This window comes from Variovorax sp. DXTD-1, assembly GCF_003984625.1.
Classification (GTDB): domain Bacteria; phylum Pseudomonadota; class Gammaproteobacteria; order Burkholderiales; family Burkholderiaceae_C; genus Variovorax.
Genome location: NZ_RWKH01000002.1, coordinates 1 through 26226 on the forward strand (window position 1 = coordinate 1; position 26226 = coordinate 26226).

The following is a 26226-nucleotide window of genomic DNA, read 5'->3' on the forward strand; positions in this document are numbered from 1 at the left end:
GGTGATCGGGGTGGATTCGGGCTGGGAGCTGTATGTGGGCGGCAACGGCGGCATCAAGACGGAGGTGGCGCAGTTCCTGGTGAAGGTGAAGACGGCCGAGGAGGTGATGGAGTACTCGGGGGCGTTCTTGCAGCTGTACCGAGAGGAAGGCTGGTACCTGGAGCGCACGGTGCACTACATCGGGCGGGTGGGGCTGGACTATGTGAAGAAGAAGATCCTCGAAGACACCGAAGGCCGCAAGGCGCTGTGGGAGCGGCTGCAGTTCGCGCTGGACGGGGAGCCCGATCCCTGGTTCGAGTCGAGCCAGGCGCAGGTGGATGTGCGGCAGTTCACGCCCGTGGCGGTGGTGGACGAAGCAATGGACAAGGCCACCCAGGCAGCGTGAACGAAGGAGCAAGCCATGAACGACAACAACGAATGGAAAGTCATCTGCCGCGTCGAGGACATCCCGGTGCTGGGCGCCCGCCGCGTGGCGCGCCCGGTGGGCGTGGATGTGGCGGTGTTCCGCAATGCCGAGGACCAGGTGTTCGCGCTGCTCGACCGCTGCCCGCACAAGGGCGGCCCATTGAGCCAGGGCATCGTGTTCGGCAGCAGCGTGGCCTGCCCGCTGCACAACTGGGCCATCGGCCTGGACGACGGCTGTGCCAGGTCGCCTGATGAAGGATGCACGCCCAAGTTCGCGGTGAAGGTCGCCGAGGGCGTGGTGCATCTGGATTCGAATGAGCTTGCCACGCATGCGGTGGAGCTCGAGCGCCCGGTCGCGGGGCCGGCCAACCGCGCCTGCCTTCAGACCGAAGACTCGGCTGCCTGACATAACGAACTACATGACGAACAACATGGGCCTCACTCTCACGTCTTCGTCGCGCAGCGACGACCGCAACCCGGGCATGCCGCCTCCGCATGGCCGCTGCACGCTCGTCGGCGCCGGCCCGGGCGACCCCGAACTGCTCACGATCAAGGCGCTCAAGGCCATCCAGTCGGCCACCGTGCTGCTTGTCGACGACCTGGTGAGCGACGAGATCGTCGCCATGGCGCAGTCCGGTGCGCGCGTGATCCACGTCGGCAAGCGCGGCGGCTGCAAGAGCACGCCGCAGAGCTTCATCGAACGGCTGATGATCATGGCCGTGCGCGAAGGCGAGCATGTGGTGCGGCTCAAGGGCGGCGACCCCTTCATCTTCGGCCGCGGCGGCGAAGAGGTCGAGCACCTGGCGCAGGCGGGCATCCGCGTCGAGGTGGTGAACGGCATCACCTCGGGCCTGGCCGGACTGACCTCGCTCGGCGTGCCTCTGACGCACCGCGACCATGCACAGGGCGTCGTTTTCGTCACGGGCCATGCAAAGCCCGGTTCACCGGGCACCGACTGGCAAGCGCTGGCCGCCACCGCGCATGCCGCGCGGTTGACGCTGGTCATCTACATGGGCGTGTCGGGCGCGGGCCGCATCCAGAACGAACTGCTGAGCGGCCTGCCGGCTTGCACGCCCATCGTGGTGGTGCAGAGCGCCAGCCTGCCGACCCAGCGGCATGCAGTGGGAACACTCGCGACGCTGGAGCAGACCATTGCCGCCAACGGCTTGTGCAGCCCTTCGATCATCGTGGTCGGCGATGTCCTTCAAGGACTGGCCGCCGCGGCGTCTTCCGCGCATCTTGCGCTGGAGAAGGCGGCCTGAGGCCCCGGCCTCCCCTCGCCTCTCCTTTCCATTTTTCTTTCGGCTTTTTTTCTTCAAACCAAAGCAACGCCATGGCCTATTTGCAGCCTTCCGAATTCGTCACCAAGATGGTGGATGCCGGTGAATCCAAGATCTTCATGTCCACGCGGGACACGCTCATCCGCTCTTTCATGGCGGGCGCGATCCTTGCGCTGGCGGCTGTGTTCGCGGTCACCATCAACGTGCAGACGGGCTACTCGATCATCGGTGCCATCCTGTTTCCGGTCGGCTTTTGCATGCTCTACCTGCTCGGCTTCGACCTGCTGACCGGCGTGTTCGTGCTGACGCCGCTCGCGCTCATCGACAAGCGCCCGGGCGTCACCATCGGCGGCGTGCTGCGCAACTGGGGCCTGGTCTTCGTCGGCAACTTCCTGGGCGCCTTCCTCGTGGCCGTGCTGATGGCGATCGTCTTCACATTCGGCTTCACGAGCCCGCCCGACAAGGTCGGCCAGGTGATCGCCACCATCGGCGAGGCGCGCACGGTGGGCTACTCCGACCACGGCGCCGCGGGCATGCTGACGCTCTTCGTGCGCGGCATGCTGTGCAACTGGATGGTGTCGACCGGCGTGGTCGGCGCAATGATCTCGACCTCGGTGACCGGCAAGGTGCTTGCCATGTGGATGCCGATCATGGTGTTCTTCTTCATGGTGTTCGAACACTCGGTCGTCAACATGTTCCTGTTCCCGTCGGCACTGCTCATGGGCGGCAACTTCTCGATCATGGACTACATCATCTGGAACGAAATCCCGACCGTGCTGGGCAACCTCATCGGCGGCCTCTCGTTCACCGGGCTGACGCTGTACGCCACGCATGTGAAAACAGCGCCCAAGCGCGTCCCCCGCTAAGCGGCCCTGTCCACCCACCCGCCGCCGCGTGACGATGCGCTCCGCACTCGCGGTTTCGATCGGCCAGCACTCCGACAAGGGACGCAAGGAAACCAACCAGGATTTCCACGGCGCCGCCCTGCCGGAGGGGTCGGTTCGCAATGCGAAGGGCGTGGCGATTGCCATCGCCGACGGCATCAGCAGCAGCGACGTCAGCCACGTGGCCAGCGAGTCGGCGGTCAGGAGCTTTCTGACCGACTACTACTGCACCTCGGACGCATGGAGCGTGAGCCGCTCGGCACAGCGCGTGCTCACGGCCACCAACGCGTGGCTGCATGCGCAAACGCAGAACGGCGGCGGCCGCTTCGACAAGGACCGCGGCTACGTCTGCACCTTCAGCGCCCTGGTCGTCAGGTCGACCACCGCGCACGTCTTTCATGTGGGAGACACGCGCGTCTACCGCTGGCACGCAGAGGCGCTCGAGCAACTGACCGAAGACCACCGCGTGTCGGTAGGCGGCGGACAAAGCTATCTTGGCCGTGCGCTGGGCGTGGGGCCGCATGTGGAGATCGACTACCGCGCCGTTCCCGTCGAGCAAGGCGATGTCTTCCTGCTGACTTCAGACGGCGTTCACGAGCACATCGACACCGCGGCCATCAAGGCGGCACTGGATGCGAACCCCCGCGACCTGGATGCCGCGGCCCGCAACATTGCCGAAGAAGCCTACCGCCGAGGCAGCCCGGACAACCTGACCGTGCAGATCGTCAAAATCGACGCGCTGCCCGATGGCGACATCAACGAACTGCACGCACAACGCGCGGCGCTGCAACTGCCGCCGATGCTGGAGGCGCGCATGCGCTTCGACGGCTACACGATCGTGCGCGACCTGCACCACAGCCATCGCAGCCACATCTACCTGGCGACCGACGACGACACGGGGCAGCGCGTGGTGCTCAAGACCCCTTCCGTCGACCTGCAGAACGACGAAGCGCACCTGGACCGTTTTCTGCTCGAAGAATGGGTCGCGCGGCGCATCGACAGCGCGCATGTGCTCAAGCCGCACGCCACCCCTCGCAAGCGCAACTATCTCTACGTTGCAATGGAGTTCGTCGAGGGCCAGACGCTGGCGCAATGGATGGTCGACAACCCGCGGCCGAGCCTTGAATCGGTGCGCGGTATCGTCGAGCAACTGGCAAAAGGCCTGCAGGCCTTTCACCGCCTGGAAATGCTGCACCAGGACTTGCGGCCCGAGAACATCATGATCGACCGCACGGGCACGGTGCGCATCATCGACTTCGGCTCCGCCTGGGTGGCCGGCCTCAACGACAGCACGCTGGCCGCGCCCGACCAGATACTGGGCACGGTGCAGTACACGGCGCCAGAATACTTTGTGGGCGAAGGCGGATCGGCGAGGTCGGACCTGTTCTCGCTGGCCGTCATCGTCTACCAGATGCTGACCGGGCGGCTGCCCTACGGCGCGGAGGCTGCACGTATCCGCACACGGGCAGACCAGCGCAATCTGCAGTACAGGTCAGCGCTGGACGCGCAGCGAGCCATTCCGGCTTGGATAGACGAAGTGCTGCAAAAGGCGCTCAACCCCAACCCGCTCAAGCGCTACGAAGTGCTGTCGGAGTTTGTGCAAGACCTGCGGCAGCCCCATCCCGACTTTTTGAACAGCCGCGGCACACCGCTGGTCGAGAAGAACCCGGTGATCTTCTGGAAGTGCACAACCCTGCTGCTGGGCATTGCGGTGGTCGTGCTGCTTGGCCTGCTCAGCCAGCGGGGATAAGCGTCGATTCTCCAAGGGCGGGCAAGGTGGCGATGAAGGTTGTCCCCTCGGCGTTGCTCGACTCCACCGTTACCTGACCGCCATGCGCCTTCGCGATTCCCATGATGATGAACAGCCCGAGACCCACGCTTCTGCCGGTGCTGACAGCCGATCCGCGGACCATCGGTTGGAACAGGGCCGAAATGAGTTCGCTCGGAATGGCAGGGCCCCAGTTGTGGACCGAGACTTCGGCGCGCTCGGGACTCACTGACGTCTTGATGGTGACTTCCCTGTCCGGGTCACCATAGGTCACGGCGTTTGCCACCAGATTGCCGACGAGTTGCGCCATCCGATCCGGATCGACACGACACGCTCCACGCCCTTCGGTTTCATGTCGCAACGTCCGGTTGGGGAAAGACAAAGCGAGTTCGGCCACGCTCTGGGCGACCACTTCGTGGAGGTCGACCGGCTGGGGGTTGATCGCGATGCCTTTGCCCACACGCGCCACGGTGAAGTCCAGCAAGTCCGACACCAGGCGATTCGCGCGGTCCACCGACTGCGCCATTCGCGACAACACCCGTGCCTGGTTGTCGGTGGGTGCATGCTTGAAGAGAACCTGGATACCGGTGTGAACGGCCGACAGCGGATTGCGCAGATCGTGGCTCACGATGCCGATCATCTGCTCCGCGAAAAGCGCCCGATCTTTCGTTTCGGCCTGAAGGCGCTCCACTTCCGCAATATGTGCCTCGAGCTTTTTCCGAGACAGGAGCAGCTCCTGTTCGTACTTGTCGCGGTCTCGTGCCACAAACAGGGCCACTTCCTGGGTGTGATCCGGCCCGTGCCCATGGCGAACGACATTGAGAACCATAGGCAAGGTGCTTCCATTCCGATGCCGGATGTCGAGCTTCAACTCCGAGATCGAGCCTTGCATTTCCAGCAAGGGCGCCCAATGGGTTTGGTGAAAGATGCGCGCGCCCATGGTCAACAGATCCTGCAGTCGCTTCTTGCCCACCAGATCTGCCTTGTCATAGCCCAGCCAGACGCAGAACGGCTTGTTGACGCGCAAGAAGACGCCCTTTGCGTCCGTCTCGACCAGCCCGCAGGGAACACCGTCGAGCAGCGCCTCATCGGCAGGCCGAAGCGCTGTCATGAGCAGGCCTAGTAACCGCGCTGCGAAAGAAACGATGCGATCGCGTCGTTGCTGGCGCTCGGCTGGCTCAAATGCGGACAATGCCCGACGTTGTCGATGATCGTCAGAACGCTGTCGGGCATGACCTTGTGCATGTATTCGCCGACGGCCACGGGAGCAATCAGGTCGTCGTCGCACTGGAGGATCAGCGAAGGCGTTCGCAGTTCGGCAATGGCGTCTCGGTGGTCGGACAGGAAGGTGACGCGCGCGAAATGCTTCGCGATCTCCGGGTCGGTGCGGCAGAAACTGTTGGTCAGCTCGACGCCGAGTTCGGGTTGCTCCGGCGCACCCATGATGGCCGGCGCCATCGTGCTGGACCATCCGAGATAGTTGCTCTCGAGGGTGTGCAGCAACGAGTCGATGTCGGCGCGCTCGAATCCCCCCACATAGTCGCCATCATTGATGTAGCACGGCGAAGGCCCGACCATCACGTGCGCCGCAATGAGGCCGGGACTGGCAAGGTCAGCCAGCACGCCGATCATTGCGCTGACCGAATGCCCCACGAAGATGGCAGGGCCTTCGCCATAGGCCTTCACGATTTCGATCACATCCGCCGCATGGCCGTCCAGGGACGCGTACTTGCCGGGATCGAATGCCTTGAGATCGGAGCCCCCACTGCCGACGAGGTCGAAAAGCACTGTTCGGTACTTCTTGCGGTACTCGGGCTCCAGAAGGCGCCACATGTTCTGGTCGCAACCGAAACCATGCGCGAAAAACAGCGTGGCGGGGCCGCTGCCGGCCACATGGACGTTATTGCGATGCTGCAGTTGGTCGGTCATGTCTTGTCCTTTGGAGCTCGATAGTTTCGCAGACGGCAAAGTATGCCCTTGCAAATCGGTTGGCAAGACCCGGCTGGCAAGCATCCTACGCAAACCGTCAGTCCAGCCGTACGGCCCTCCCATCGCGCGTGGTTAGATTTGCCCGAAGGGCTAGCGGGCCGCTGACTTTTTTCATTTTTTAGGCCATCATGTTAAGAACGATCCTGGGAGTTGCGGCAAGCCCTTTGGTGGCAATCGCCCTCTTCTGCGCTGGCATCTTCGCAGCGGCAATGCACTTGTTTGCCCTGCCGGCGCTGTATCTGTGGGAGCGCTATCTGGAGCAAAGACCTCTGCCTGGCAAACGAGATCGCGCGGCGCACCGTCCTTCAAACAGTTCCTCCGCGCGCCTGCAGGCCGCCGCTCCCAAACTGGCGCACGATTTCCGGAACTCCGGGTCAACAACCATGACAGACGACAGCACACCCATTTCCGACGGGCACTCTCTTGAATACCGCGGATTCCGCTTCGAGCTTCGCGCGGAGCCCGTGCGCGGCGGCTATCAACCCATCGTTGTTGTCGTCCGCACGCCTGCGGACGAGGAAGAGACACAACTGCCGAACGACACGGAAGAGATCGTGTATGGGACAGAGGCCGAGGCAACCCGGCATGCAGAGCAGCAGGCGATGCGCTGGGTACATGACCGGACGGGCGACGCGCAAGCGCAGTTCTGAGGCGCAACACATAGAACATCGCCGGGGAGCGCAAGTGCCGGCCGCGAGGCGCGGCCGAGCAGCTTGCGTGTCTGCTTTCAGAACGCCCAGTTCAGGCTCGCCTTGAACCCGTGGTCCTTCAGCCCGCCGCCGAACTGCCCCGAGTAGGAAGCGCCCAGCGTCAGGTTCGGCCGCAGCTGCATGTCCACACCCGCCTCCACCACCGCCACGTTCCTGGCCAGCGGCACACCCGCGAGCGTGAACGGGATGCTGCCCGCGAACGCATGCGTGCTGGTGGGCGCCGTGTCGCCGAAGGCATGGCGCCAGCCGAGCATGCCGCGCAGCCGCGTGGTGCTGCCCAGCTGGGTGCTGGCGCGCACGCCCAGCGTCGAGAACGTCGCATCGACGCTGCCGCCCTGGCCGTACAGCGCGGCCAGCCCGCCGCGCTCCAGGAAGGCGTCGCTCTTCACGCGCACATGGGCCAGGCGCGCGAAGGGCTCCAGTGCCACGCCGGCCGCGTCGATGCGGTGGCCCGCTTCGCCGAAGATCTGCGTGGTGGTGCTGTCGTACTTGGCCGAGACGCTGTCCGCAAAGCCTTCGAAGCCGACCGAGCGGCTGGTCTCCAGCTTGCTCCAGCTCTGGCTGGCGCCCAGGCGCAGCGCGGTGGCACCCCATTGCGTGCCGCCGTACAGGCCCAGGTGGTAGCTGTCGGTCTTGGCGCTGCTGTTGCGCGCGTCGGTGTCGGCGCTGGTGCGGCTGTAGCCGCCGAAGGCCCCCACGCGCCAGCCGGCGCCGACGGCCTTGTCGGCGCCGACCACGAAGCCGCCGATGTCGCGCTTGAGCCTGGCCGCATTGCCGTCGCCATCGATGTGGCCCCACGAGCCGAAGACCTGGCCCCAGGCGGTGCCTGCCTGGCTGTCCGCCGGCGTGCAGCCGTCTTGCTGGCTGCCCGGCTGCACCGGTGCCGGCTGCTGCTGTGCCGGTTGCGGCGCCGCGCTGCCCGGTGCGCAACTGGCCGTGCGCAGCCGGTCGATGGCCGCCTCGCGCACGAAGCGGCTGTCTTCCAGCATCGCGGTCTTGCTGGAGGCGTGCAGGTCCACCGACAACTGGTTCAGCGCGTCGCGCGCCGCGAAGTCGTTGGGCAGGAAGGCCACCGCGTTGGCAAGCGCATTGCTCTGCGGCAGGCTGTCCAGCGCCGCGGCCACGGCCGCCTGGTTAGACGTGCCGGCTGCTTCGGTGAAGCTGCGCACCTTCTCGGCATTCAGGTAGACGTTGTTGGCGTCATAGGTGTCGCGCAGCTGAACGAACGCCGTGCGGGTGTCCCCGCCCAGGCTGTAGGTGCCGGTGACGCCGCCGTCGGCCGTCACGACCGTGTAGCGGTTGCCCACCACATAGTCGGCGCTGCTGATGCGCGAGACGGTGAGCTTCGCTCCGCCGGCGATGCTGGCGGAGCCGCTGGCGTGGATGCGGTCGGAGGCCGTGGAGGCCGGGTCGACTTCGACCTCGTAGGTCGAGCCCGCGGCTTGCGTGAAGTTGCCGTTGACCGTCAGCGTGCCGATCGAGTTGCCCGGCGCGACAGTGCCCGAGATGGTCGTGCTGCCGACCGTGCCCGAGCCCTTCAGCCGGCCTGCCGCGAGCACGTTGACGCTGCTGCCGCCGAGGCTGCCATTGACGGCGAGCGTGCCGGCTTCCACCGTCGTGCTGCCGGTGAAGGTGTTGTTGCCATTCAGCACCAGCGTGCCCAGATCGGCTTTGGTCAATGCACCTGTGCCGGCAAGCGCCGCGTCGATGGTGGCCGTCATGCCGGCGCCGGCAGCGGTGCCATCGCCCACGCGAATGGTCGGCGTGCCGCCCGTCAGCGCCAGCGCACCGCCCGCGAGGCGATAGCCGTCGGCAGCGAACTGCAGGCCCGACGCCTCGATCTGGCCGTTGCCGTTGTCGATGGTCACCGTGCCCGGCGTGCCGGCCAGGATGGCGAATGCACCGTTGGAGTACGGCGCATTCACCGCGCCGCTGGCTTCGGTCCACCTGTCGTTGTCGGCCAGGCGCCATGTGCCGTCGCCGCCGTTGATCACGCCGTTGCCCGGGGCGTTCGGGCCATCCCAGAAGTTCAGCGTGAGCCCGGTGGTGTTCACCAGGTTCACCTGTTGCGCGATCGAGGTCTGCACGAACAGGTCGCCCGGCGGAACCGTGCCCAGCGAGAGGCCGTTGTCGGTCAGGGCGCCGTCGTAGCTGAACACGCGATACACGCCCGGCCCGGAGCTGCCGCCCGGCGCGATGCTGACGTTGAGCGTGCCGTCAAGCGCAAGGTTGCCGCGCACCACGGTGAGATCGTTCAGTGCCCCTCCCGCGGTGCCGGCCTCGCCGAACCGATAGTTGAGCGCGGCGCCGCTGTCCAGCGACAGGCTGCCATTGACGGTCAGCGTGCCGGGGGCACTGGCATCACCCGGGCTCAGCGTGGCGCCGCCCGCGAGGGTCACGTCGCCGCCGACGGTGCCTCGGCCACCCAGGATGGCACCACCCTGGACGGTGGTGAGCCCGGTCGCGCCGGACTGATCGCCGTTGACCAGCAACGTGCCGGCCCGCACGTTCGTGGCGCCGAGGTAGGTGTTGGCGCCGGTGAGCACGGTGGTGCCGGCGCCGGCCTGCGTGAGGCTGCCGCTGCCGGAAATGGTGCCGGTGAACGTTGCATTGTCCGAGCGGTTGAAGACCAGCGCGCCATCGTTGGCCACGTCGCCAATGATCGAACCGCTGGTTCCGCCATCGCCCAGTTGCAGCGTGCCTGCCGTGATGCTCGTGCCGCCGCCGTAGGTGTTGGCGCCGGTCAGCACCAGGGTGCCGAGGTCCGTTTTCTGCACAGCGCCCGTGCCGGTCAATGCGGACGCGATCGTCGCGCCCATGGCTGCGCCGTCGCCGGTGCCATCGCCCACGCGCAGGATGTTCGTCGCACCGGTGAGCGCGATCGGACCGCCCTGGATCGTGTAGCCGTCCACGGCAAACTGCATGCCGCTGCTGCGGACCGCGCCGAGGCTGTTGTCGACGGTGACCGTTCCCGGCGCAGCAGCGAAGACCGCAAAGCTGCCGTCCGGGAACGGCGCATTCACGCTGCCGTCGCCCAACGTCCAGTTGGCGTTGCCGCTGGCGCCCTGCCATACGCCGGTGCCACCCTGAAGGACACCGTCGTTCTGGTTGCCGGGGCCGTCCCAGAAGTCCACCGGCAACCCGGCGGTGTTCACCAGGTTCACCTGGTTGTTCACCGAGGTCTGCACATAGAAACTCGGCGAAGGCATGGTGCCGGCGACCAGGCCGTTGTTGGTCAGCGTGCCGCCGTAGCTGATGACGCGGTAGATGCCGGGATCGAAGGTCGCGCCCGGCGTGGTCGTGACATTCAGGGTCCCGCCCAGCGTGAGGTCGCCCGCCACCCTGGTCAGGTCGTTGTAGGCGCCGCCGATCACGTTGGCCTGGCCGAAGTTGTAGGCCAGCGCGGAGGCATTGCCCAGCGTCAGGTTTCCGTTGATGGCCAGCGTGCCCGGCACGCTGCCGAGGTTGCCCGGGCTGAGCGTGGCGCCATCGGCCACCGACACGTTGCCGCCGATCGTGCCGGCCCCGCCGAGCGTGGCGCCGGCTGCCACCGACGTGGCCCCGGCAGCCGCCGCCTGGTTGCCGTTGACGATCAGCGTGCCGGCATTGACCGCGGTGCTGCCGCCATAGCTGTTGTTGCCGGTCAGCACCGTGATGCCGGTGCCTTGCTGAGTGACGCCGCCGCTGCCGGAGACCGTGCCGCCGAAGCTGTAGGTGTCCGACCGGTTGAAGACCAGCGCACCGTTGTTGACGGCGTTGCCCGCGATGGAGCCCGTGGCGCCGCCATTGCCCAGTTGCAGCGTGCCCGCCGAGATCGTGGTGCCGCCGGCATAGGTGTTGTTCCCGGTGAGCACCAGGGTGCCGGCATCGGTCTTGGTCAGCGCGCCGGCGCCGCCGATCGCACCGGTCAGCGTGAGGTCGGCGGTGGTCTGGAAGGTGCCGCCGCCCGCATTGAGCGTGACGGCCCGTGCAGACGTGAAGGCGGCCGTGCTCTGCAGCGCGCCGCCATCGAGCGAGAGCGCGCCGCTGGCATTGCCGAGGTTGGCATCGGCGGATACCGCCACCGTGCCGCCGTTGACGGCCGTGCCGCCGGTGTACGTGTTGCTGCCGGTGAGCGTCAGCGTGTCGGCGCCGGTCTTGGTCAGCGAACCCGTGCCGCCGATCGTGCCGGAGAGCGTGAGGCTCGCCTGCGTATCGAATGTGCCGCCGTTGGTGCCGAGCGTGACGTTCCGTGCGGACGTGAATCCCGCCGTGTTGCGCAATGCGCCGCCATCGAGCGTCAGCCCACCGCTTGCGTCGCCCAGGTTCGCATCGCTGGCCACTTGCAGCACGCCGCCGTTGACGGTGGTGCCGCCGGTGTAGGTGTTCGTGCCGCCGAGCACGAGCGTGCCGAGGTCGGCTTTCTGCAAGCCACCGGCGCCGACCAGCGCCGCATTGATGGTGGCGGTCATGCCGGCGCCCGCACTGGTGCCGTCCCCCACGCGAATGATCGAAGGCGTGCCGGTCAGCGTGAGGGGGCCGCCGTTGATGGTGTAGCCATCCACGGTGAACTGCATGCCCGACGCGCGGACCGCACCCAGGCTGTTGTCGACCGTGACGGTGCCCGCGGTGCCGCCGAAGATGGCGAATGCACCATCGGCATAGGTCGCGTTGATCGCGCCCGTCTGGTCGGTCCAGTTGTCGCCGCCGGCGGCGTTCTGCCACAGGCCGTTGCCACCCTGGATCGTGCCGTCGTTCTGGTTGCCGGGGCCGTCCCAGAAGTTGAGGGAGACGCCGGTGCTGTTGAGCAGGTTCACCTGGTTGGCGACCGAAGTCTGTACGGCGTAGCTGCCTGCCGGCGCACTGCCGATGGTCAGGCCGTTGTCGGTCAGTGCGCCGGTGTAGCTGATGACGCGGTACACGCCCGGCGTGAAGCTGCCGCCCGACGTCGGGTTGACGTTGAGCAGTCCGTCCAGCGTCAGGTTGCCCGCCACCGTGGTGAGATCGTTGAGCGGGCCGCCCACCACGTTGGCTTGCCCGAACTGGTAGTTGAGCGCAGCGCCGGTGCCCAGGGTCAGATTGCCGTTGACGGCCAATGTGCCCACGGCGCCGGTATTCCCCGGACTCAGCACAGCGCCGCTGGCGACGGTCACATCGCCGGCCACCGTGCCCGTGCCGCCCAGCGCGGCCCCGCTCTGTACGGTGGTGGGTCCACCCGCACCGGCCTGGTTGCCATTGACCAGCAGCGTGCCCGCCTGGACCGTGGTGCCCGCGGCATAGGCTTGCGCGCCGGTGAGCGTGAGCGTGCCGGCGCCCTGCTTGATCAGCGTTTCGAAACCGGCGGTACTGGTGCCATCCAGCGTGCGACTGGCGGTGTTGTTCACCTGCAGCGTGTCGCCAGCCCCGCTTTCGGTGCCGGTGCCGCCGTTGGCGATGCCGGCGATCGTGCCGCCATCGTTGAGCGCGAGCGTGTCGTTGCCGGCGCCCAGGTTGAGGGTGCCGGCGCCGGTGTTCAGGGTGCCGGCCAGTGTGGCGGTGTCCGTGCCGGCGCCCAGGTCGCCGCTGGCGCGCAAGGTGCCGCCGGCGTTGACGTTGAGGGTGCTGGCACCGGCGTCACCGGTGATCGCCGCGGCCGTGCCTCCGGCTGCCTGCACCGTGCCGTTCACCGTCAGCGCGGAAGTGCCGGTCATCGAGATACCGGCCGTGGCCAGGGCGCCGTTGACCTGCAGCGTGCCGGCGCTGACCGAGGTGATGCCGCCGACCGCGTTGCCCGCGGCCGTGAGCACGGTGGTACCGGTGCCGATCTGCGCCAGATTGCCCGCGCCGCTGATCGTGCCGTTGAAGTTGAAGGTGTCGCTACGATTCAGCGACAGGGTCGAGGTCGAATTGACGACGAACACATTGCCTGCGCCCGCGTTGCCGGTGGTGCCGCCATTGCCGATCGTCAGGTTGCCGTCGTTGATGACGGTGTTGCCGGTGAACGTGTTGTTGCCCGTCAGGACCCAGTTGCCCGGTCCGTTCTTGGCCAGCGTCGTCGTGCCGCCCGGGCCGTCGACGATGGTGCCGCCCATCGTGTTGGCGCCGGTGTTCGTTCCGCCAAGCGCCAGGGTGCGGGCTCCGCTGCCGGTGTAGGCGGCCGAACCGGTGTTGCTGAACACGACGGCGCCGGTGCCTGAAGATTCGATGACGCTGGCGCCGGTGGAGAGTGTGAACAGCCGGTCGGTCGTGTCACCCGCGCCGGTATAGCGCAGCGTCGAGCCGCTGCCGATCACCAGGTTGTTCGCCGCACTGGACGACTGGCCGATGCTGCTGGCGACGCCGCCATTGCTGAGCTTGTCTACGCCGAGCACGCCGCCACTGATGGTGGTGGTGCCGGTATAGGTGCTGTTCGGGTTGTTGAGGATCCAGGTGCCGGTGCCGCTCTTGGTCAGCGAGGTGGTGCCGGTGCCGTTGTTGGTGATCTGCGCGGCGAGGCTGTTATTGCCGGTGTTCGTGCCACTCAGCCCCAACAGGTTGGCGGTGTTCGGATTGAGAAATGCGATGGCGCCGGTGTTCGTGTAGCTGACCGGACCGGTGCCCGAAGCGCCGAGCGCGCCGGTGGCGCCAAGCGTGAACAGGCGATCGGTGCTCGTGGCCGCGCCAATGTACCCAAGCGTGCCGCCATTCAAGACCAGGTTACTCGCGGCAGCGCTCGAGCTGCCGATTGCGCTGTCGCTGCCGCCGTTCGCGAGACAACTCACATTGAGCGTGCCACCGCTGACCGTCGTCGTACCCGCGTAGCTGCTGCAGCCGGTGAAGGTCTGGGTGCCTGTACCCGCCTTGACCACATTGCCGGCGCCGCTGATCGTGCCGGCGAAGCTGGCGCCGAGGCCGTCATAGATCGTCAACGTGCCTGTGCCGAGCGTGACGGTGTCACCAACGCCGAACTCTAGGAACTGCGTCGAGTTGTTGAATCCGGCGAGGTCCAGTGTTGACCCGGCACCGTTTGTCATTCTGACGCCGCCCGGCCCGAAGGCGTTTGTCGAGCCGGCCCGCAAAGTACCTCCCTCGACCCAAGTGCTGCCGGTATAGGTATTCGTTCCGGAGAGGACCACCGTGCCCTGATTGCGCTTCACGAGCCCGCCTCCGCCTACGACGGCGCCGGTGAAACCCAGCGTGGTACCAGCGGTCACGTCGAGATAGCCCCAGCTGCCGCCCAGCGTGATCCCGCGGTCGATCGTGGTGCTGGGGCCGGTGTATTGAAGGACGCCGCTATTGGCCAGCATCAGGTTGGACGAAGCAGCGGGCGAGGCACCGATGCCGCTGGCCAAACCGCCGTTGGCCAGGCAGTTGGTGCTGATCGCGCCGCCATTGATCGTGGTGCCGCCGGAATAGCTGTTGTTGCAGCCCGTGAAGGTCTGCGTGCCGGCGCCGGTGCGCGTCAGCCCGCCTGCGCCGCTGATCGCCCCCGTGAACGTGCCGTTGGCACCGCCCATCGTCAGCGTCGCCGTTCCGATGTCCACAAGCCCTGCGCCGGCGAGCGCGCCCACTGTGGTGTTGAACGTGTCGAGTTGCAGCGTTCCGCCGCCGTTCACCGTCATCAGGCCCGTCGTGCTGCCGAAGGCGGTGGTGGAACCCGCGCGGAGCACGCCGGCGTTGACGATGGTGCCGCCCGTATAGGTGTTGGTGCCGGAGAGCACCAAGGTGCCCGCCCCTTCCTTGCGCAGCGCACCGGCTCCGGTAGCCACACCGCTCATAGTCAGCATGGTGGGGGCGCCGTCCACGTCGACGCCGCCGCCGGCCGCGCCCGCGCCCAGGGTAAAGCCGCGATCGGTGTCCGCCGTTGCGCCCGTGTATTCCAGATTGGCCCCGGCACTGACGACCAGGTTGGCGGGCTCGCTGCCGGCGGCACCGATGCCGCTGGCAAGACCTCCGTTGGCGATCGTGCCGACCGACACGGTGCCGGCGCTCACCGTCGTGACGCCGACATAGTTGTTGCCGGCGTTCCCCAGCGTCAGCGTGCCCGCGCCGGTCTTGGTGAAGCCCGCGTCGTCCGGGCTGGTGACCACTCCATTGAAGGCCAGGTTGGTGGCGCCATTGGTCACCTCGACGGTCCGCGACGGGCCGCCATTGAGCAGGGTGAAGCCCCGGTCTGTGGTGGCGGTGGCACCGGTGTACTGCAGCGTGCCGTTCTCCAACACCAGGTTGGATGAGGCCGCTGACGAGGCGCCGATGGCGCTCGCCGCGCCGCCATTGGCCACCGAGTTGATGGACAGCATGCCGCCGCTGACCGTCGTGGCGCCGGTGTACGTGTTGGCGCCTGCCAAGGTGACCAGCCCTGTGCCGCCCTTGCTGAAACCGACGGCGCCGCCGTTGTCGATGATTGTGGAGGCGATGGTGAAATTGCTGGTCGCACCACCGTTCTGAAGCACGCCCAGCGTGCCGCCGCCGGCCAGACCGGTCAGGTTGCTGCCTTGGATGGTCTTGGTGGTGTTGTTCACCGAAGCCGCGACGATGATGGTGCCGTCGATGCCCAGGGTCTCGCCGGCGCTCACGTTCACGGTGGAGTTGGCCGCCGCGGTGTATTGCAGGCCGCCCAGCTGCTTGCTGCCAGCTACCGTACCGAAGTAAGGCGTATTGACCGCGCCGCCAGCGTCGCTGATGAACTCGTTGTTCAGCCAGGCGCCTGCATCGTCCTTGTTCGTGTAATCGGCGGCGGTGAAGGCGACGATGCTGCCGCCCTGCACCTTGGCGTAGTCGCTGCCGTTGACGGTCGCCCAACCACCGAGCGTGCCGTCGGCGTTGGCGGTGGTGATGATGCCACTGGCGGATGTGCCGAAATCGATCAGGCCGCCGCTGCGGGTGATGCCCCCGAGGTTGACCGTGACGGTGCCGCCCGCGCCCGGCGTCGTGCCGATCCTGTTGCTGCCGGCGGTCACGTTCAAGCCGTTGAAGGCCTGCGTGTTGGCCTCACCCGCGGCGCCCGTCACCGCCAGCGTGCCGCCGCTCATATTCAGTGTCGAGGCGCCCGAAATGATGTTGCTGGTCGGCCCGCCCGCGCCGGCGAAGTTAAGTGCCAGCGTGCCACCGCCGGTGCTGGTTGCACCGGTATAGGTGTTGGCACCGGTCAGCGTCAGGGTGCTGCTGCCGAGTTTAGTCAGGCCGCCGCTACCGCCGATGCTGCCGCCATAGCTGGTGCTGCCCGATGCCGCGTTCAGAACAAGGTTGCCGCTGCCCAAGTCAACGCTGCCGCCAGTGCCGGACAGCGTCGCTGCGGTAACGACAAAACCGTTGAGGTTCAGCGTGCCGCCGTTGACGATCAAACCCGTCGAGGCGCCGAACGCCTGGGCGCTGCCGGCGGTCAGGGTGCCGTTCTGCACGGTGGTAGTGCCGCTATAGGTGTTCCCTCCGCCAAGCACCCAGGTGCCGGCGCCGTTCATCGCGATGCTGCCGGTGCCGGAAATGATGCCGGAAAGCGTGTTCGTGCCGACATAGCTACCGCCTAACGTCAGCGCGTCGACCCCGCCCGGGTTGAAGCTCGTCGCGCCAGTGAGCGCGAGTGCACCCGTGCCGTCGTTGGCGAAGGTACTGGCGCCGTCGATCCCCAGATTGCGGTCTGCGCTGGCCGCTGCGCCGGTGTAGCTCAGCACGCCGTTGATGAGATTGATACCGCCGGCCGCGCCGGTGCCGAACGAACTGTTGCTACCCGTGTTGGCCAGGGTGCCGGCTTTCACCGTCACGCCATTGATGTTGGAAGCGCCTGCATAGGTATTGGCACCCCCAAGCGTGATGGTCCGGCCCGCGCCGCCGGAGAAGGCGAATGTTCGGTTGGTCGTGCTGCTGATCGTCCCCAGCAGTTCCATGTCGGCCGTCAGCGCCTGAAAGGTCATGCCCAACGTCCAGGCGCCAGTTCCGGCGATATTGCCGGTCAGCGTCAAGGTGCCCGTCCCTCGGTTGCTTAGCGTGTTCCCGCCGCTCGACGTATTGGCAAACGCCCAGTCACGATTGGAACTGTCGCCGTCTCCGCTGTAGAGCAACGACCCGCCCAGTCCGCCGCCAGCGCCGATGAATATCAGGCCATCCGCGGCCGTTGTCGGCGCGCCGAGCGCGCTTGCCACGCCGAGATCCGCGACGGAGGTAAAGCCGTACGTGCCGCCGCCGCCGAAGCTCGTCCGACCCGAGTAATCGCTGGACGCATTGCTCATCGTGACGCCGCTGGCTGCGCTCACGTTGCCGGTGCCAGTGAAACGCGCCGATCCCACACCGGCTCCGCCCAGGCTGACCGTCCCGGCAGCCAATGTGACGACGCGATTGGCGCTCAAGGCGGTGGTGCTCGCAAACGACGTGCCGTTCGCCATCGCGAGGCCATTAGCGGCGTTGCCCAACGCCGCGTCCCCGCTTACGGACAAGCCGCCCGCGTTGAGCGCAATGCCGCCCGAAAAGGTGTTCGTGCCCGTGAGTGTGAGAGTTCCACCGCCGGCTTTGATCAGGCCCGCCGTACCGGCGACGACCGAACTGATGGTGGCGTTACCGCCGCCGTCGATGGTGGGCGTGGCGCCCGCCAGCGTCAGCGTGCTGCCCGTGATCACATAGTTGTGGACGGTGAAGCTGAGCCTGTTTGCGGTAATCGGTGCCCCCAGCGACACCGTACTGGCGGTGCCGCCGAAGATCGCGGTATCCAGCGCGACGTTGTTCCAGGTGCTCCACGGACCCGCCACGTCGTTGCCGGTGGTGTTCCAGATCGACGAACTGGTATTCCAAGTACCGCCGCCGCCCAGGCCGACGCCGGAAGTGTTCGGGTCCCAATACCGGTCCGCCGCCTTTGCCGGGGCGTACAACGCAAGCAGCGCCGCCACCGCGACCAGCCGCAAGGCCCAGGGGCTTTGCATGTCTGCAGCAGTGAAGCGGTCAGCCGCATCCTTCGAACGAGACCGCTTGTCGACTCCGCTGCTCTTGCCATGCTGCGTCGCCAGTTCCGAGGCGACCACCCACGCACCCAGCGTCTTGGACCAGATAGTGCAGAACACGTGGTTCATTGGAGTTTTTTTCTTTCAGGAATGAATTGGAAAAGACGCGCTGCGCGCCTGTGCACGCGCAGGCGAGCTCGGGGACCGCGGCCTCGCTGCACGCGCATTCGCTGCGGCCAGGGAGAAGGCCACTGGCGGCGCGATCACGAAGGCGGAGAGGAAAACCCTGGGGCCTGTTGCCGCCGGGGGGGCAGATGCGAGAACTGCCCGCTTTGGTCGGGTGGATTCGCTGGTGCGGCTTGCCCGCGACATTGCCTCGAACTCATCGTCTGTTCCCACACAGTTGTTAATGGAGGGTACAGCTTGGCAACAATTCGTACAAACTCGTTTCTAGAACCTATTTACTCAAATCCTGAACGGAATCTGACGTGTGTTGCGCTATCACGACGCCGGTCAAGTTCGGCCAATTCACACCGGTATCACGGCTCTCCGATGATCGGTTCTGGCCCGCGCGCGGCCGTCGCGTTCTGCCGAGCCTTTGGCCTGGGCCAGCGCAGGCCTCGCGTCCTCATGCAGCCTGCTTTCACTCCCGCGGCGACAGGCCGCTTTGCGCCTTGAAAGCCCGCGACAACGCGGCTTCGCTCCCGTAGCCGACCTCTTGCGCAATGAGCTTGAGCGGACGCCCCTGGCGCAACGCCTGCTGCGCAAGGCCGACGCGCCAGCGCTGCAGGTACACCCCGGGCGTACATCCCACGGTGACACGGAACTGGATGGCAAACACGCTGCGCGACATGCCGGCTTCGGCGGCGAGTGCGTCCAGCGTCCATTCGAGCGCGGGTTTTTCGTGCATGGCCACCACGGCATTGCGCAGGCGCGGGTGCGACAACCCCGCGAGCAGGCCCGAGCGGGTCTGACCCTTTTCCATCAGGTACCTGAGCACCTGGATGAGCACCACGTCGAACAGGCGGTTCAGCAGCACCTGCTTGCCGCAGCGCTGCTCGAAGGCTTCTTCGAACAGCAGTTCCAGCACGCCCTCGGTGCCGTCGATTTCTTCGAGCGGCAGGCACACGAATGCGGGCAACGCGGCCAGGATCGGGTTTGCGGCGCCGCCTTCGAACTGCAGGTGCGCGCAGGCAAAGTCCGCGCCGCGCGCGGCGTCGGTAATGAACCTGTGCGCCATGGGCCGCGGGTACATCAGAAGGCTGGGCCGCTCGATGCGCAGCACCTCGGCGCCGCCGTGGCTGACGCCCACCTCTCCGCGGCGCACCAGGTGCAACTGGCCGGTGGCGCCCTCCCCGTCCAGGTCGTTGATTCCGCACAGCGCGCCGGTATGAAACACCCGCGCGCTCACGGAAAAGTGCGTCAGCAGCGCTTCGAGCCGATCAGGCATGAAATACCCTAAGTCAAGTTATCGGGACTTTTTATCACCAATCGTTTTACCACACACGTAAAGTTCGTTCTGTCGATTCCGACCTGAAACCTCAACCCGAATCAAAGGAAAGAAACATGAACGCCGTTACCCGCATCTTCGCCATGGCCGCTCTCGCTGTCGCCGCCAATGCCGTGTTCGCCGCCGACAAGTCGGCCGTTCGCCAGCCGGCCGCTGCGCTTGCAAAAAGCGCGAGCTACATCACCACCAAGGACGGCGTGCAGATCTACTACAAGGACTGGGGCCCGAGGAACGGCCCGGTCGTTGCCTTCAGCCACGGCTGGCCCCTGAGCTCGGACAGCTGGGAATCGCAAATGATCTTCCTCGCTTCGAAGGGCTACCGCGTGATTGCGCATGACCGCCGCGGCCACGGCCGCTCGAGCCAGCCGTGGGAAGGCAACGACATGGACCACTACGCCGACGACCTGGCGACCGTGATCAACACGCTCGGCGTGAAGGACGTGACGCTGGTGGGCTTCTCCACCGGCGGCGGCGAGGTGGCGCGCTACATCGGCCGCCATGGCACCAGCCGCGTCAAGAAGGCGGCGCTGGTGAGCGCGGTTCCGCCGCTCATGCTGAAGACCGAGAAGAACCCGGGCGGGCTCCCCATCGAGGTGTTCGACGGCATTCGCAAGGGCGAGCTGGAGAACCGCTCGCAGCTGTATCTCGACATTGCCTTGGGTCCGTTCTTCGGCTTCAACCGGCCCGGCGCCAAGGTGTCGCAAGGCTCCATCCAGTCGTTCTGGGCGCAAGGCATGCAGGCCGGCCACAAGAACACCTATGACTCGATTGCCGCCTTCTCGGCCACGGACTTCACCGAAGACCTGAAGCGCTTCGACGTGCCCACGTTGGTGGTGCACGGCGACGACGACCAGATCGTGCCGATCGATGCGTCGGGCCGCCCTTCCGCCAAGCTGATCAAGAACGCCAGGCTGATCGTCTATGCAGGCGCACCGCACGGCCTTGCCGACACGCACAAGGACCGGCTCAACAACGACCTGCTGAACTTCATCAAGGAATAAGCGGGCGCGGCGGCGGGCCTTGCCGCGGAACCGACGCCGACGCAAGGCCGCTCAGCGAATGCCCAGCGCGTGGTCCAGCGAAAGACGGCCGGCGCCGCGGCCCACCAGATACAGCATGAGCGCGGCCCATGAGAGATGCGTGGGCCATGCGTCGGGGTAGACAAAGAGCTGGATCACCAGCGTCATGCCCAGCAACGCCAGCGCCGAGAAACGCGTGAACAGGCCCAGCACCAGCAGCAAGGGGAACAGATGTTCCGAATAGGCCGCCAGATGCGCCGCGAGCTCGGGCGGAACGAGCGGCAGCTTGTATTCGGTGCGGAACAGTTCGTAGGCGCTGTCGGTCAGTGCAAGAAAACCTTCGACCTTGGTGCGGCCCGAGTAGAAGAAGATGGCCGCAACAGACACGCGCGTGGCCAGCGCGAGCGCATCGTGCGTCACGACGCGCGTGAGCCTTTCGGCCGCGGCGTTCCAGTGGGCGCGCAGGCCGCGAGTGCTGCCGGTTGCAATCGAGTCCGACGCCTGGAGATTCGTGCTCATGGTGTTCTTTCGTTGGATGCGGGCGATGAAGACGGGGCAGTGAATGCGCCGGCGCTCAGCAGCCCGGCAAAGATGGCGGCAAGGTCTGCTTTCACATCGACGGCCAGTGCGCGCTCCGCCGCCTGCTGGAGGGTTGCTCCGCCTGCGCAGGCGTCGAGAAAGACGCAGCTGGCCTGCGTGAGTCCTTGCCACGTCACGGTGTCGTACGGCCGCGTCAGCAAGGCGCCCTCGCCTTGCCAGGCCAGTTCATCGGTGACTTCGCCCTGCGCGCGGTTGCGCTCCCAGATGCTGAACACCGGCTGGTCGTCGAACCACGCCCATCGCGCGGCCGGATGGGGTCGGAGCGAGAGGGCCGCCAGTTGTTCCGGCGTGCGGCGAGCCACCCATGCAGCATCGGCGGCGGACGCGTCCTGTGCGGCATGGGCTTCAAGCCACAGTGTGTCGAGTCGCGCCACGCCGGGCAGGTAGATCAGTTCGGCGGCAGGCTCAAAGCCGCGCAGAAATTCGGCAAAGCCGCTGCCGTAGTGCAGAAGGCGGCCATCGCGCGGCGCTTCGGCACTCACGTAGAGCGCGGCGGCGGCGCGAAACCACTCGCTGCCCACCAGTCGCGCCACGGCCGGAAAGTTGGCCTCGAGTGCATCGATGCAGGCCTTCATCACCGTGTTGCGGTACACGGCGAAAGCGGGTTGCGTTGCAAGCTCCCGCATCGCGGGGTCCAGGGCTTCGGTGGACGAGAACAGCGCCTTTGCAAACGCCTGCTGGAACCGGCCGTGCGGCCTGGTCATGCGGTGGCCTCCTGCGCCGCCGCGTGCTCGAGCTCGGCGGCGGCCTGCTCGCGCTCGGCCATCAGCTCTTCGAAGGCCGGCACATTGCCGTCGCGTTCGATCAGCGTGGGCCGGGCACCGGCGCGTTCGACAAAGCGGCGATACAGCTGCCAGACTTCCGGCGCAATGGGCGCGTCGTGCGAATCGATCAGCAGCGAATCGCCCAGGTTCGGGTCGGCAGCATGGCCCGCAAGATGGACTTCGCTGACCAGCGCATGCGGAAAACGGTCGATCCAGTCAGTAGCTGAAAAAACCAGGTTGCGGGCGGACACGTACACGTTGTTGATGTCGAGCAGCAGCTTGCAACCGGTGCGCTGCGCCAGCTCGCGAAGAAAATCGATCTCGTCCCACTCGTGCCCGTCGATGCGCAGGTAGTGGGACGGGTTCTCGATGGCGATGGCGGTGCCCAGCGCGTCCTGGGTGCGCGCCACATTGGCCGCGATGCGGTGCAGCGCCGCGGTGCTGCGCGGAAACGGCAGCAGATCGGGAAAGTACTGGCCGTTCCATGCGGACCACGCCAGATGTTCGGAAACCAGCGCCGGCTGAATGCGCCGGACCAGCGCTGCCAGCCGCTGAAGATGCGCGGCGTCGGGCTCCGCATCGCCCGCCAACGAAAGCGAGACGCCATGCAGCGACACCGGATGGCGGGAGCGAATCGCTTCCAGCCACCCGAGCCGCGGGCCGCCCGCCACCATGTAGTTCTCGGGGTGCACCTCGAACCACAGGCCCTCGCCGCGTGCGTCGAGCGCAGGCACGTAGTGCTCCGGCTTGAGCCCAACGCCGGCCGTGAGGGTTTCTGGCATGGCGGCGCGCGCCGGTCAGGACTTGATGGGAGCCAGCGAACCCATGCCCTTGGGCGTCTTGATCGTGGCGCAGGTGCCGGCCGGCACGTTCTTCCAGGCGTTGCCCTGGTAATCCATCTTCGAGGTGCCGGCGCAGGTGGTGCCGGGGCCGGCGGCGCAGTCGTTCTTGCCTGCCATCGAAACGCCGTAGCACTTCTCCATCGTGGCCATTTTGTCGGCCATGGGTTTGTCTTGCGCAATGGCGGAACCGGCGGCAAGGGCGCCCAGTGCAAGGGCGGTAATGGCGAGGGGACGGTTGATCATGGATGAGCTCCGAAAATGGTTGAACAGTTGCAACCGCGCCGGAATGCGCGGTTATTGGCTAGTTCGCCACTTCGGAAGCCGGGGTTACAGCGCTCCTCTCGATCGGCAAAAAAATTTTGCGTATAGAAAGCTCAGGCACCGAACCAGTCGCGGGCCGACCGTCCCTGGTCCGGCCCGAGCATCGAGAAGCCACCATCGACGGGAATGTCTGCACCGGTCACAAAGCGCGCGGCATCCGAGCACAAAAAGAGCACCACTTGCGCCACGTCGTCCGGGTCCCCCGCCCGGCCCAGCGGATGCAATGGTGCCGCCATGCGGTCGGCATGCGCGCGGTCGCCACCTGCCATGCGGCTCAATGCATCAGACCAGGTCCACCCGGGCGACACCGAGTTCACGCGCACGCCGCGCGGCGCCAAGGTGGCGGCCTGGTTGCGCGTGAGCTGCAGGATGGCGGCCTTGGCCGCGGGATAGAGCGCCCGGTTCGCTGTGCCGAACTTGCCGCCCACGCTGCCCATGTTGACGATGGCGCCGCGCTGCGCGGCCAGCGCATCCGCGGTTTTTTGCACCAGCACCGCGCCAGACACGAGGTTGACGTCCAGCGCGCGCAGCCACTCGCCGCGCGTGGCGGCCATGCCGGTGTCGCCATAGACCACCGCGTTGTTGATGAGAAAGTCGATACGGCCTTCGGTGGCGAGCACGTCCGCCAGCAGCGCGTCGAGCGCTGCGTCCGATGCGATGTCGCAAGCCACGAAGCGGCAGCCGCTACCCAATTCAGCCTGCAGTGCCTCGCCGCGCACGGCATCGATATCTACAGCCAGCACCTGCGCGCCGGCTTGCGCAAAGGCACGAACGATGGCGCTGCCGAGCATGGCGGCCGCGCCGGTGACGATGGCAACCTTGCCTTGCAGCTTCATGGCTTACCTTTCGCGTCTTTCATGTCCTTCAGCCCTTCGTGGTTCTTCATGCGTGCAATCGCTTCATCGACGAGCATCACGTCCGCGAGCATGCCCAGTGTTTCCAGGCTGGCCGCGTGCAGGTGCGGCTGCGCGGTGCTGCATGCATCGGCCACCACTGCCACGTCGTAACCCAGGTCACTGGCGTGGCGCGCACCGTGCTCGACCACGTGGTTCGTCGCAATGCCCGCCATGTACAGCCGGGTGGCACTGGTGCTGCGCACCGCCTCTTCGAGCCCGCTGGCGCAGAACGGATTGTTGCGCTTGTGGGTGACGACCGCTTCACCGGGCAGCGGCGCCAGTTCGGCGTAGAACTCCGCTCCCCATTGCCCGTCGAGCACGGCGCCGGTTTCGGCAACGCGGCGGAACAGCATGCTGTTGTGCAGGCAGTCCGCATACCCGGGCGCGAAGGCGATGCGGACGAAGATGACCGGCACGCCGTTCGCACGTGCGCCGGCAATCAGCCGCGCGGCAGAAGCGATCAGGCGTGGCCGCGCGGGGTCGTCGGCGGCCACGCCCACCCGCACCTTGCCGTCCACGTGCAGCACGTCGTTCTGGTAGTGCATGGCCAGCAGTGCGGCTTGGGTCACATGAACACCTGCAAGGCTTCGTGCGGCGCGTCGCAATTGACGAGCTCTACGCGCTTCATCTCCATGCGCCACTCGTCGCCTTCGCGGCGCAGGGTGTGCAGCACGCTGCCGCCGAAGGCGCGCTGTTCGGTCTTGCGCCACTCGAGCAGGTGGAAGGTCGAGCGCACCACGCAGCCGGCTTCAGTGCGCGACTCGAGCGAGATGTTGCCCAGCACGTGCACGGTGCGAGTCGGCGGTTGCTGCGAATAGGCACGGGCCTGCTCGAGCCGCCGCGCACGCATCGAGCGCAGCAATGCGTCTTCGCAAAACAGCGAGGCGTGATTGAGGTGATCGGTCTGGCCGTGGACCAGCGGCACCCAGTACAGCCCATCGGGCGTGAACAGCCGCAGCCATTCGTCCCACCGGTGCTCGTCGAGCAGGCGCGCCTCGTGAAACAGGAACTGAGTGATGTCCTGCTGCTCTTGCCAGTCGTTGAAGTTCATTCGGCGCCTCCGGTCCGCACGCCCATGTACGAGGCCCAGGCGCCGAACATGTTGCGCGCCGGCATTTCGCTGTTGCCGTTGGAAGACCGGCCGCCCGGCAGGGGCTGGTCGCGCCCCATTCCGCGGTGCATGCTGACCCAGTCGCCGCCGTCGGAAGCCAGGCCTTCCTGCACGCGGTTGTAGGCCTCCAGGTCGTCGGGCATCACGTTCGACGACGGTGAATTGACGATGTTGGTGTACTTGAGCGTGCGCTGGAATGTGGCCTCCGGCGCGCCCTTCAGGCGGAAGCTGAATATTTCGACCAGCGTGCGATCGACCGAGAGCGGGCGGATCACCCGGATCTGCTGGAACGAGGTATGCGGCGAGCAGCTCGGGTACACGATGGTGTTGTGCCGGTTCACGCGCAGGATCTGGTCGGTACGCGCCGCGCCCTGCTTGGCTTCGAGCGCCGCCACGTAGGCCAGGCTCACCGGATCGGTGGGCGGCACGAAGATGCCTTCCATGAAGCCGTGGCCGTGGTCGTAACCCTTGAGTTCGAGCTTTTCCCAGAACTCCAGCGGCTCGCCGTTGCCGTCGACGATCACCACCTCGAAGGGCTTGGGCGTGCCGGCAGGCATCGATTCGAATTCTTCCTTGGCCGCACGCCATGACGATTCGTGCGTGGCCACCGCATGAATCGTGTCGTGCAGGTTCTCGAAGAATATCTTCCAGTTGTTGCGCTGAATCACGCGCTGCACGCCGCCGGCCACTTCCACTTCGCCGTCGGGCGCGCGGTCGCAGAAGTTGTCGAGCGAAGTCGCCACGCCGCCTAGAAACTCGCTGAGCTCGGGGCCGTCTTCAGCCAGGCTCGCGAACACGAAGCCGCGGTGACTGGCCACGCGCGCCACCTTGCGCACCGAATGCTGCTGCGCCTTCAGGTCGAGGGCGGTATCTTCGTAGCCGCTGCGCAGCGGCACCGAGAGCAGGCTGCCGTCGCACTTGAAAGTCCAGCCGTGATAGAGGCAGCGCAAGAACTTGCCGGCGCTGCCGGTGCCGTCCGGAACGATCTTGGCGCCCTTGTGCGGGCAGCGGTTGTAGAGCACGTTCACCGCACCATCGGTGTGGCGCACCATCACCACGGGCTCGCGCCCGAGCCGGGTGGTGAAGTAGTCGCCGACGTTGGGCACCTGGCTCTCGTGGCCGACGTAGAGCCAGGCCTGGCCGAAGACGCGGTCCATCTCTAGTTCGAAGATGGCGGGATCGGTGTACACGCGCTTGTGCACGCGGTCAGGCTGCACGAGCGCCTGCAGGTCGATGGTCATGGGAATGGGTCTCCTGAAATG

18 protein-coding genes and 1 pseudogene are annotated in these 26226 nt (G+C 66.4%); 7 read left to right on the forward strand and 12 right to left on the reverse strand.

Annotated elements, in window-relative coordinates:
• From EJI00_RS02085 to EJI00_RS02105, 5 genes and pseudogenes are all read left to right on the forward strand, one after another.
• Nucleotides 1-385: pseudogene (locus EJI00_RS02085) on the forward strand (nitrite reductase large subunit); the annotation flags it as partial.
• 15 nt (nt 386-400) lie between these two features.
• Complete coding sequence (gene nirD, locus EJI00_RS02090) at nt 401-811, forward strand: nitrite reductase small subunit NirD (RefSeq protein WP_126745817.1); 411 nt, start codon at nt 401-403, stop codon at nt 809-811.
• 25 nt (nt 812-836) lie between these two features.
• Nucleotides 837-1667: a uroporphyrinogen-III C-methyltransferase gene (gene cobA, locus EJI00_RS02095; protein ID WP_126746061.1), complete on the forward strand. Its 831-nt coding sequence runs from the start codon at nt 837-839 to the stop codon at nt 1665-1667.
• Between the two features lie 71 nt (nt 1668-1738).
• The gene (locus EJI00_RS02100) at nt 1739-2551 is read left to right on the forward strand and encodes a formate/nitrite transporter family protein (protein ID WP_126745818.1); all 813 of its coding nucleotides are present in this window, start codon (nt 1739-1741) and stop codon (nt 2549-2551) included.
• 34 nt (nt 2552-2585) lie between these two features.
• Nucleotides 2586-4319 (forward strand): bifunctional protein-serine/threonine kinase/phosphatase, encoded by a 1734-nt coding sequence (locus EJI00_RS02105; RefSeq protein ID WP_185868051.1) that lies wholly within the window; start codon nt 2586-2588, stop codon nt 4317-4319.
• Here EJI00_RS02105 and EJI00_RS02110 read toward each other — a convergent pair.
• The gene (locus tag EJI00_RS02110; protein ID WP_126745820.1) at nt 4303-5448 is read right to left on the reverse strand and encodes a PAS domain-containing sensor histidine kinase; all 1146 of its coding nucleotides are present in this window, start codon (nt 5446-5448) and stop codon (nt 4303-4305) included. The two genes, EJI00_RS02105 and EJI00_RS02110, sit on opposite strands and share 17 nt — an antisense overlap.
• Nucleotides 5449-5456: 8 nt before the next feature.
• A complete protein-coding gene (locus EJI00_RS02115) occupies nt 5457-6266 on the reverse strand; it encodes an alpha/beta fold hydrolase (protein WP_126745821.1) in 810 nt (269 codons plus the stop codon).
• A gap of 188 nt (nt 6267-6454) precedes the next feature.
• On the opposite strand from EJI00_RS02115, the gene EJI00_RS02120 reads away from it, so the two are divergent.
• Complete coding sequence (locus EJI00_RS02120; protein WP_126745822.1) at nt 6455-6976, forward strand: hypothetical protein; 522 nt, start codon at nt 6455-6457, stop codon at nt 6974-6976.
• Nucleotides 6977-7053: 77 nt separating this feature from the next.
• Here the strand turns inward: EJI00_RS02120 and EJI00_RS02125 are convergent, their stop codons facing one another.
• Nucleotides 7054-18030, reverse strand: coding sequence for an autotransporter-associated beta strand repeat-containing protein (locus EJI00_RS02125; protein WP_126745823.1), 10977 nt, complete (start codon nt 18028-18030; stop codon nt 7054-7056).
• A 514-nt stretch (nt 18031-18544) separates the two neighbouring features.
• Entirely contained in the window at nt 18545-19351 is an 807-nt protein-coding gene (locus tag EJI00_RS02130) for an AraC family transcriptional regulator (protein ID WP_126745824.1), read from the reverse strand.
• Nucleotides 19352-19467: 116 nt separating this feature from the next.
• On the opposite strand from EJI00_RS02130, the gene EJI00_RS02135 reads away from it, so the two are divergent.
• Nucleotides 19468-20412: an alpha/beta fold hydrolase gene (locus EJI00_RS02135; RefSeq protein WP_126745825.1), complete on the forward strand. Its 945-nt coding sequence runs from the start codon at nt 19468-19470 to the stop codon at nt 20410-20412.
• A gap of 51 nt (nt 20413-20463) precedes the next feature.
• On the opposite strand, the gene EJI00_RS02140 is transcribed toward EJI00_RS02135, so the two are convergent.
• The 8 genes from EJI00_RS02140 to EJI00_RS02175 form a co-directional block, all read right to left on the reverse strand.
• Nucleotides 20464-20949, reverse strand: a complete 486-nt coding sequence (locus EJI00_RS02140) for a DoxX family protein (protein WP_126745826.1) — start codon at nt 20947-20949, stop codon at nt 20464-20466.
• Nucleotides 20946-21734, reverse strand: coding sequence for a DNA-binding domain-containing protein (locus tag EJI00_RS02145; RefSeq protein ID WP_126745827.1), 789 nt, complete (start codon nt 21732-21734; stop codon nt 20946-20948). The genes EJI00_RS02140 and EJI00_RS02145 overlap by 4 nt, the downstream gene beginning before the upstream one ends.
• Nucleotides 21731-22576, reverse strand: coding sequence for a DUF692 domain-containing protein (locus EJI00_RS02150; protein WP_126745828.1), 846 nt, complete (start codon nt 22574-22576; stop codon nt 21731-21733). Before EJI00_RS02150 ends, EJI00_RS02145 begins: the two co-directional genes overlap by 4 nt.
• Nucleotides 22577-22591: 15 nt before the next feature.
• The gene (locus tag EJI00_RS02155; RefSeq protein ID WP_126745829.1) at nt 22592-22879 is read right to left on the reverse strand and encodes a DUF2282 domain-containing protein; all 288 of its coding nucleotides are present in this window, start codon (nt 22877-22879) and stop codon (nt 22592-22594) included.
• Between the two features lie 131 nt (nt 22880-23010).
• A complete protein-coding gene (locus EJI00_RS02160) occupies nt 23011-23793 on the reverse strand; it encodes an SDR family oxidoreductase (protein ID WP_126745830.1) in 783 nt (260 codons plus the stop codon).
• A complete protein-coding gene (locus tag EJI00_RS02165; RefSeq protein WP_126746062.1) occupies nt 23790-24398 on the reverse strand; it encodes a cysteine hydrolase family protein in 609 nt (202 codons plus the stop codon). Before EJI00_RS02165 ends, EJI00_RS02160 begins: the two co-directional genes overlap by 4 nt.
• A 20-nt stretch (nt 24399-24418) precedes the next feature.
• The gene (locus tag EJI00_RS02170; protein WP_126745831.1) at nt 24419-24904 is read right to left on the reverse strand and encodes an aromatic-ring-hydroxylating dioxygenase subunit beta; all 486 of its coding nucleotides are present in this window, start codon (nt 24902-24904) and stop codon (nt 24419-24421) included.
• Nucleotides 24901-26205 carry an aromatic ring-hydroxylating dioxygenase subunit alpha gene (locus tag EJI00_RS02175; RefSeq protein ID WP_126745832.1) on the reverse strand — a complete coding sequence of 435 codons (1305 nt, stop codon included), beginning with the start codon at nt 26203-26205 and terminating at the stop codon, nt 24901-24903. Before EJI00_RS02175 ends, EJI00_RS02170 begins: the two co-directional genes overlap by 4 nt.
• Between the last annotated feature and the right edge of the window lie 21 nt (nt 26206-26226).

Excerpts from the sequence above, each read along its gene's own strand:
- EJI00_RS02160 (WP_126745830.1), bottom strand. The coding sequence starts at position 23,793 with ATGAAGCTGCAAGGCAAGGTTGCCATCGTCACCGGCGCGGCCGCCATG.
- EJI00_RS02145 (WP_126745827.1), bottom strand. The coding sequence starts at position 21,734 with ATGACCAGGCCGCACGGCCGGTTCCAGCAGGCGTTTGCAAAGGCGCTG.
- EJI00_RS02130 (WP_126745824.1), bottom strand. The coding sequence starts at position 19,351 with ATGCCTGATCGGCTCGAAGCGCTGCTGACGCACTTTTCCGTGAGCGCG.
- EJI00_RS02110 (WP_126745820.1), bottom strand. The coding sequence starts at position 5,448 with ATGACAGCGCTTCGGCCTGCCGATGAGGCGCTGCTCGACGGTGTTCCC.
- nirD (WP_126745817.1), top strand. The coding sequence starts at position 401 with ATGAACGACAACAACGAATGGAAAGTCATCTGCCGCGTCGAGGACATC.
- EJI00_RS02155 (WP_126745829.1), bottom strand. The coding sequence starts at position 22,879 with ATGATCAACCGTCCCCTCGCCATTACCGCCCTTGCACTGGGCGCCCTT.
- EJI00_RS02175 (WP_126745832.1), bottom strand. The coding sequence starts at position 26,205 with ATGACCATCGACCTGCAGGCGCTCGTGCAGCCTGACCGCGTGCACAAG.
- EJI00_RS02135 (WP_126745825.1), top strand. The coding sequence starts at position 19,468 with ATGAACGCCGTTACCCGCATCTTCGCCATGGCCGCTCTCGCTGTCGCC.
- EJI00_RS02125 (WP_126745823.1), bottom strand. The coding sequence starts at position 18,030 with ATGAACCACGTGTTCTGCACTATCTGGTCCAAGACGCTGGGTGCGTGG.
- EJI00_RS02115 (WP_126745821.1), bottom strand. The coding sequence starts at position 6,266 with ATGACCGACCAACTGCAGCATCGCAATAACGTCCATGTGGCCGGCAGC.
- EJI00_RS02120 (WP_126745822.1), top strand. The coding sequence starts at position 6,455 with ATGTTAAGAACGATCCTGGGAGTTGCGGCAAGCCCTTTGGTGGCAATC.
- cobA (WP_126746061.1), top strand. The coding sequence starts at position 837 with ATGGGCCTCACTCTCACGTCTTCGTCGCGCAGCGACGACCGCAACCCG.
- EJI00_RS02140 (WP_126745826.1), bottom strand. The coding sequence starts at position 20,949 with ATGAGCACGAATCTCCAGGCGTCGGACTCGATTGCAACCGGCAGCACT.
- EJI00_RS02170 (WP_126745831.1), bottom strand. The coding sequence starts at position 24,904 with ATGAACTTCAACGACTGGCAAGAGCAGCAGGACATCACTCAGTTCCTG.
- EJI00_RS02105 (WP_185868051.1), top strand. The coding sequence starts at position 2,586 with ATGCGCTCCGCACTCGCGGTTTCGATCGGCCAGCACTCCGACAAGGGA.
- EJI00_RS02165 (WP_126746062.1), bottom strand. The coding sequence starts at position 24,398 with ATGCACTACCAGAACGACGTGCTGCACGTGGACGGCAAGGTGCGGGTG.
- EJI00_RS02100 (WP_126745818.1), top strand. The coding sequence starts at position 1,739 with ATGGCCTATTTGCAGCCTTCCGAATTCGTCACCAAGATGGTGGATGCC.
- EJI00_RS02150 (WP_126745828.1), bottom strand. The coding sequence starts at position 22,576 with ATGCCAGAAACCCTCACGGCCGGCGTTGGGCTCAAGCCGGAGCACTAC.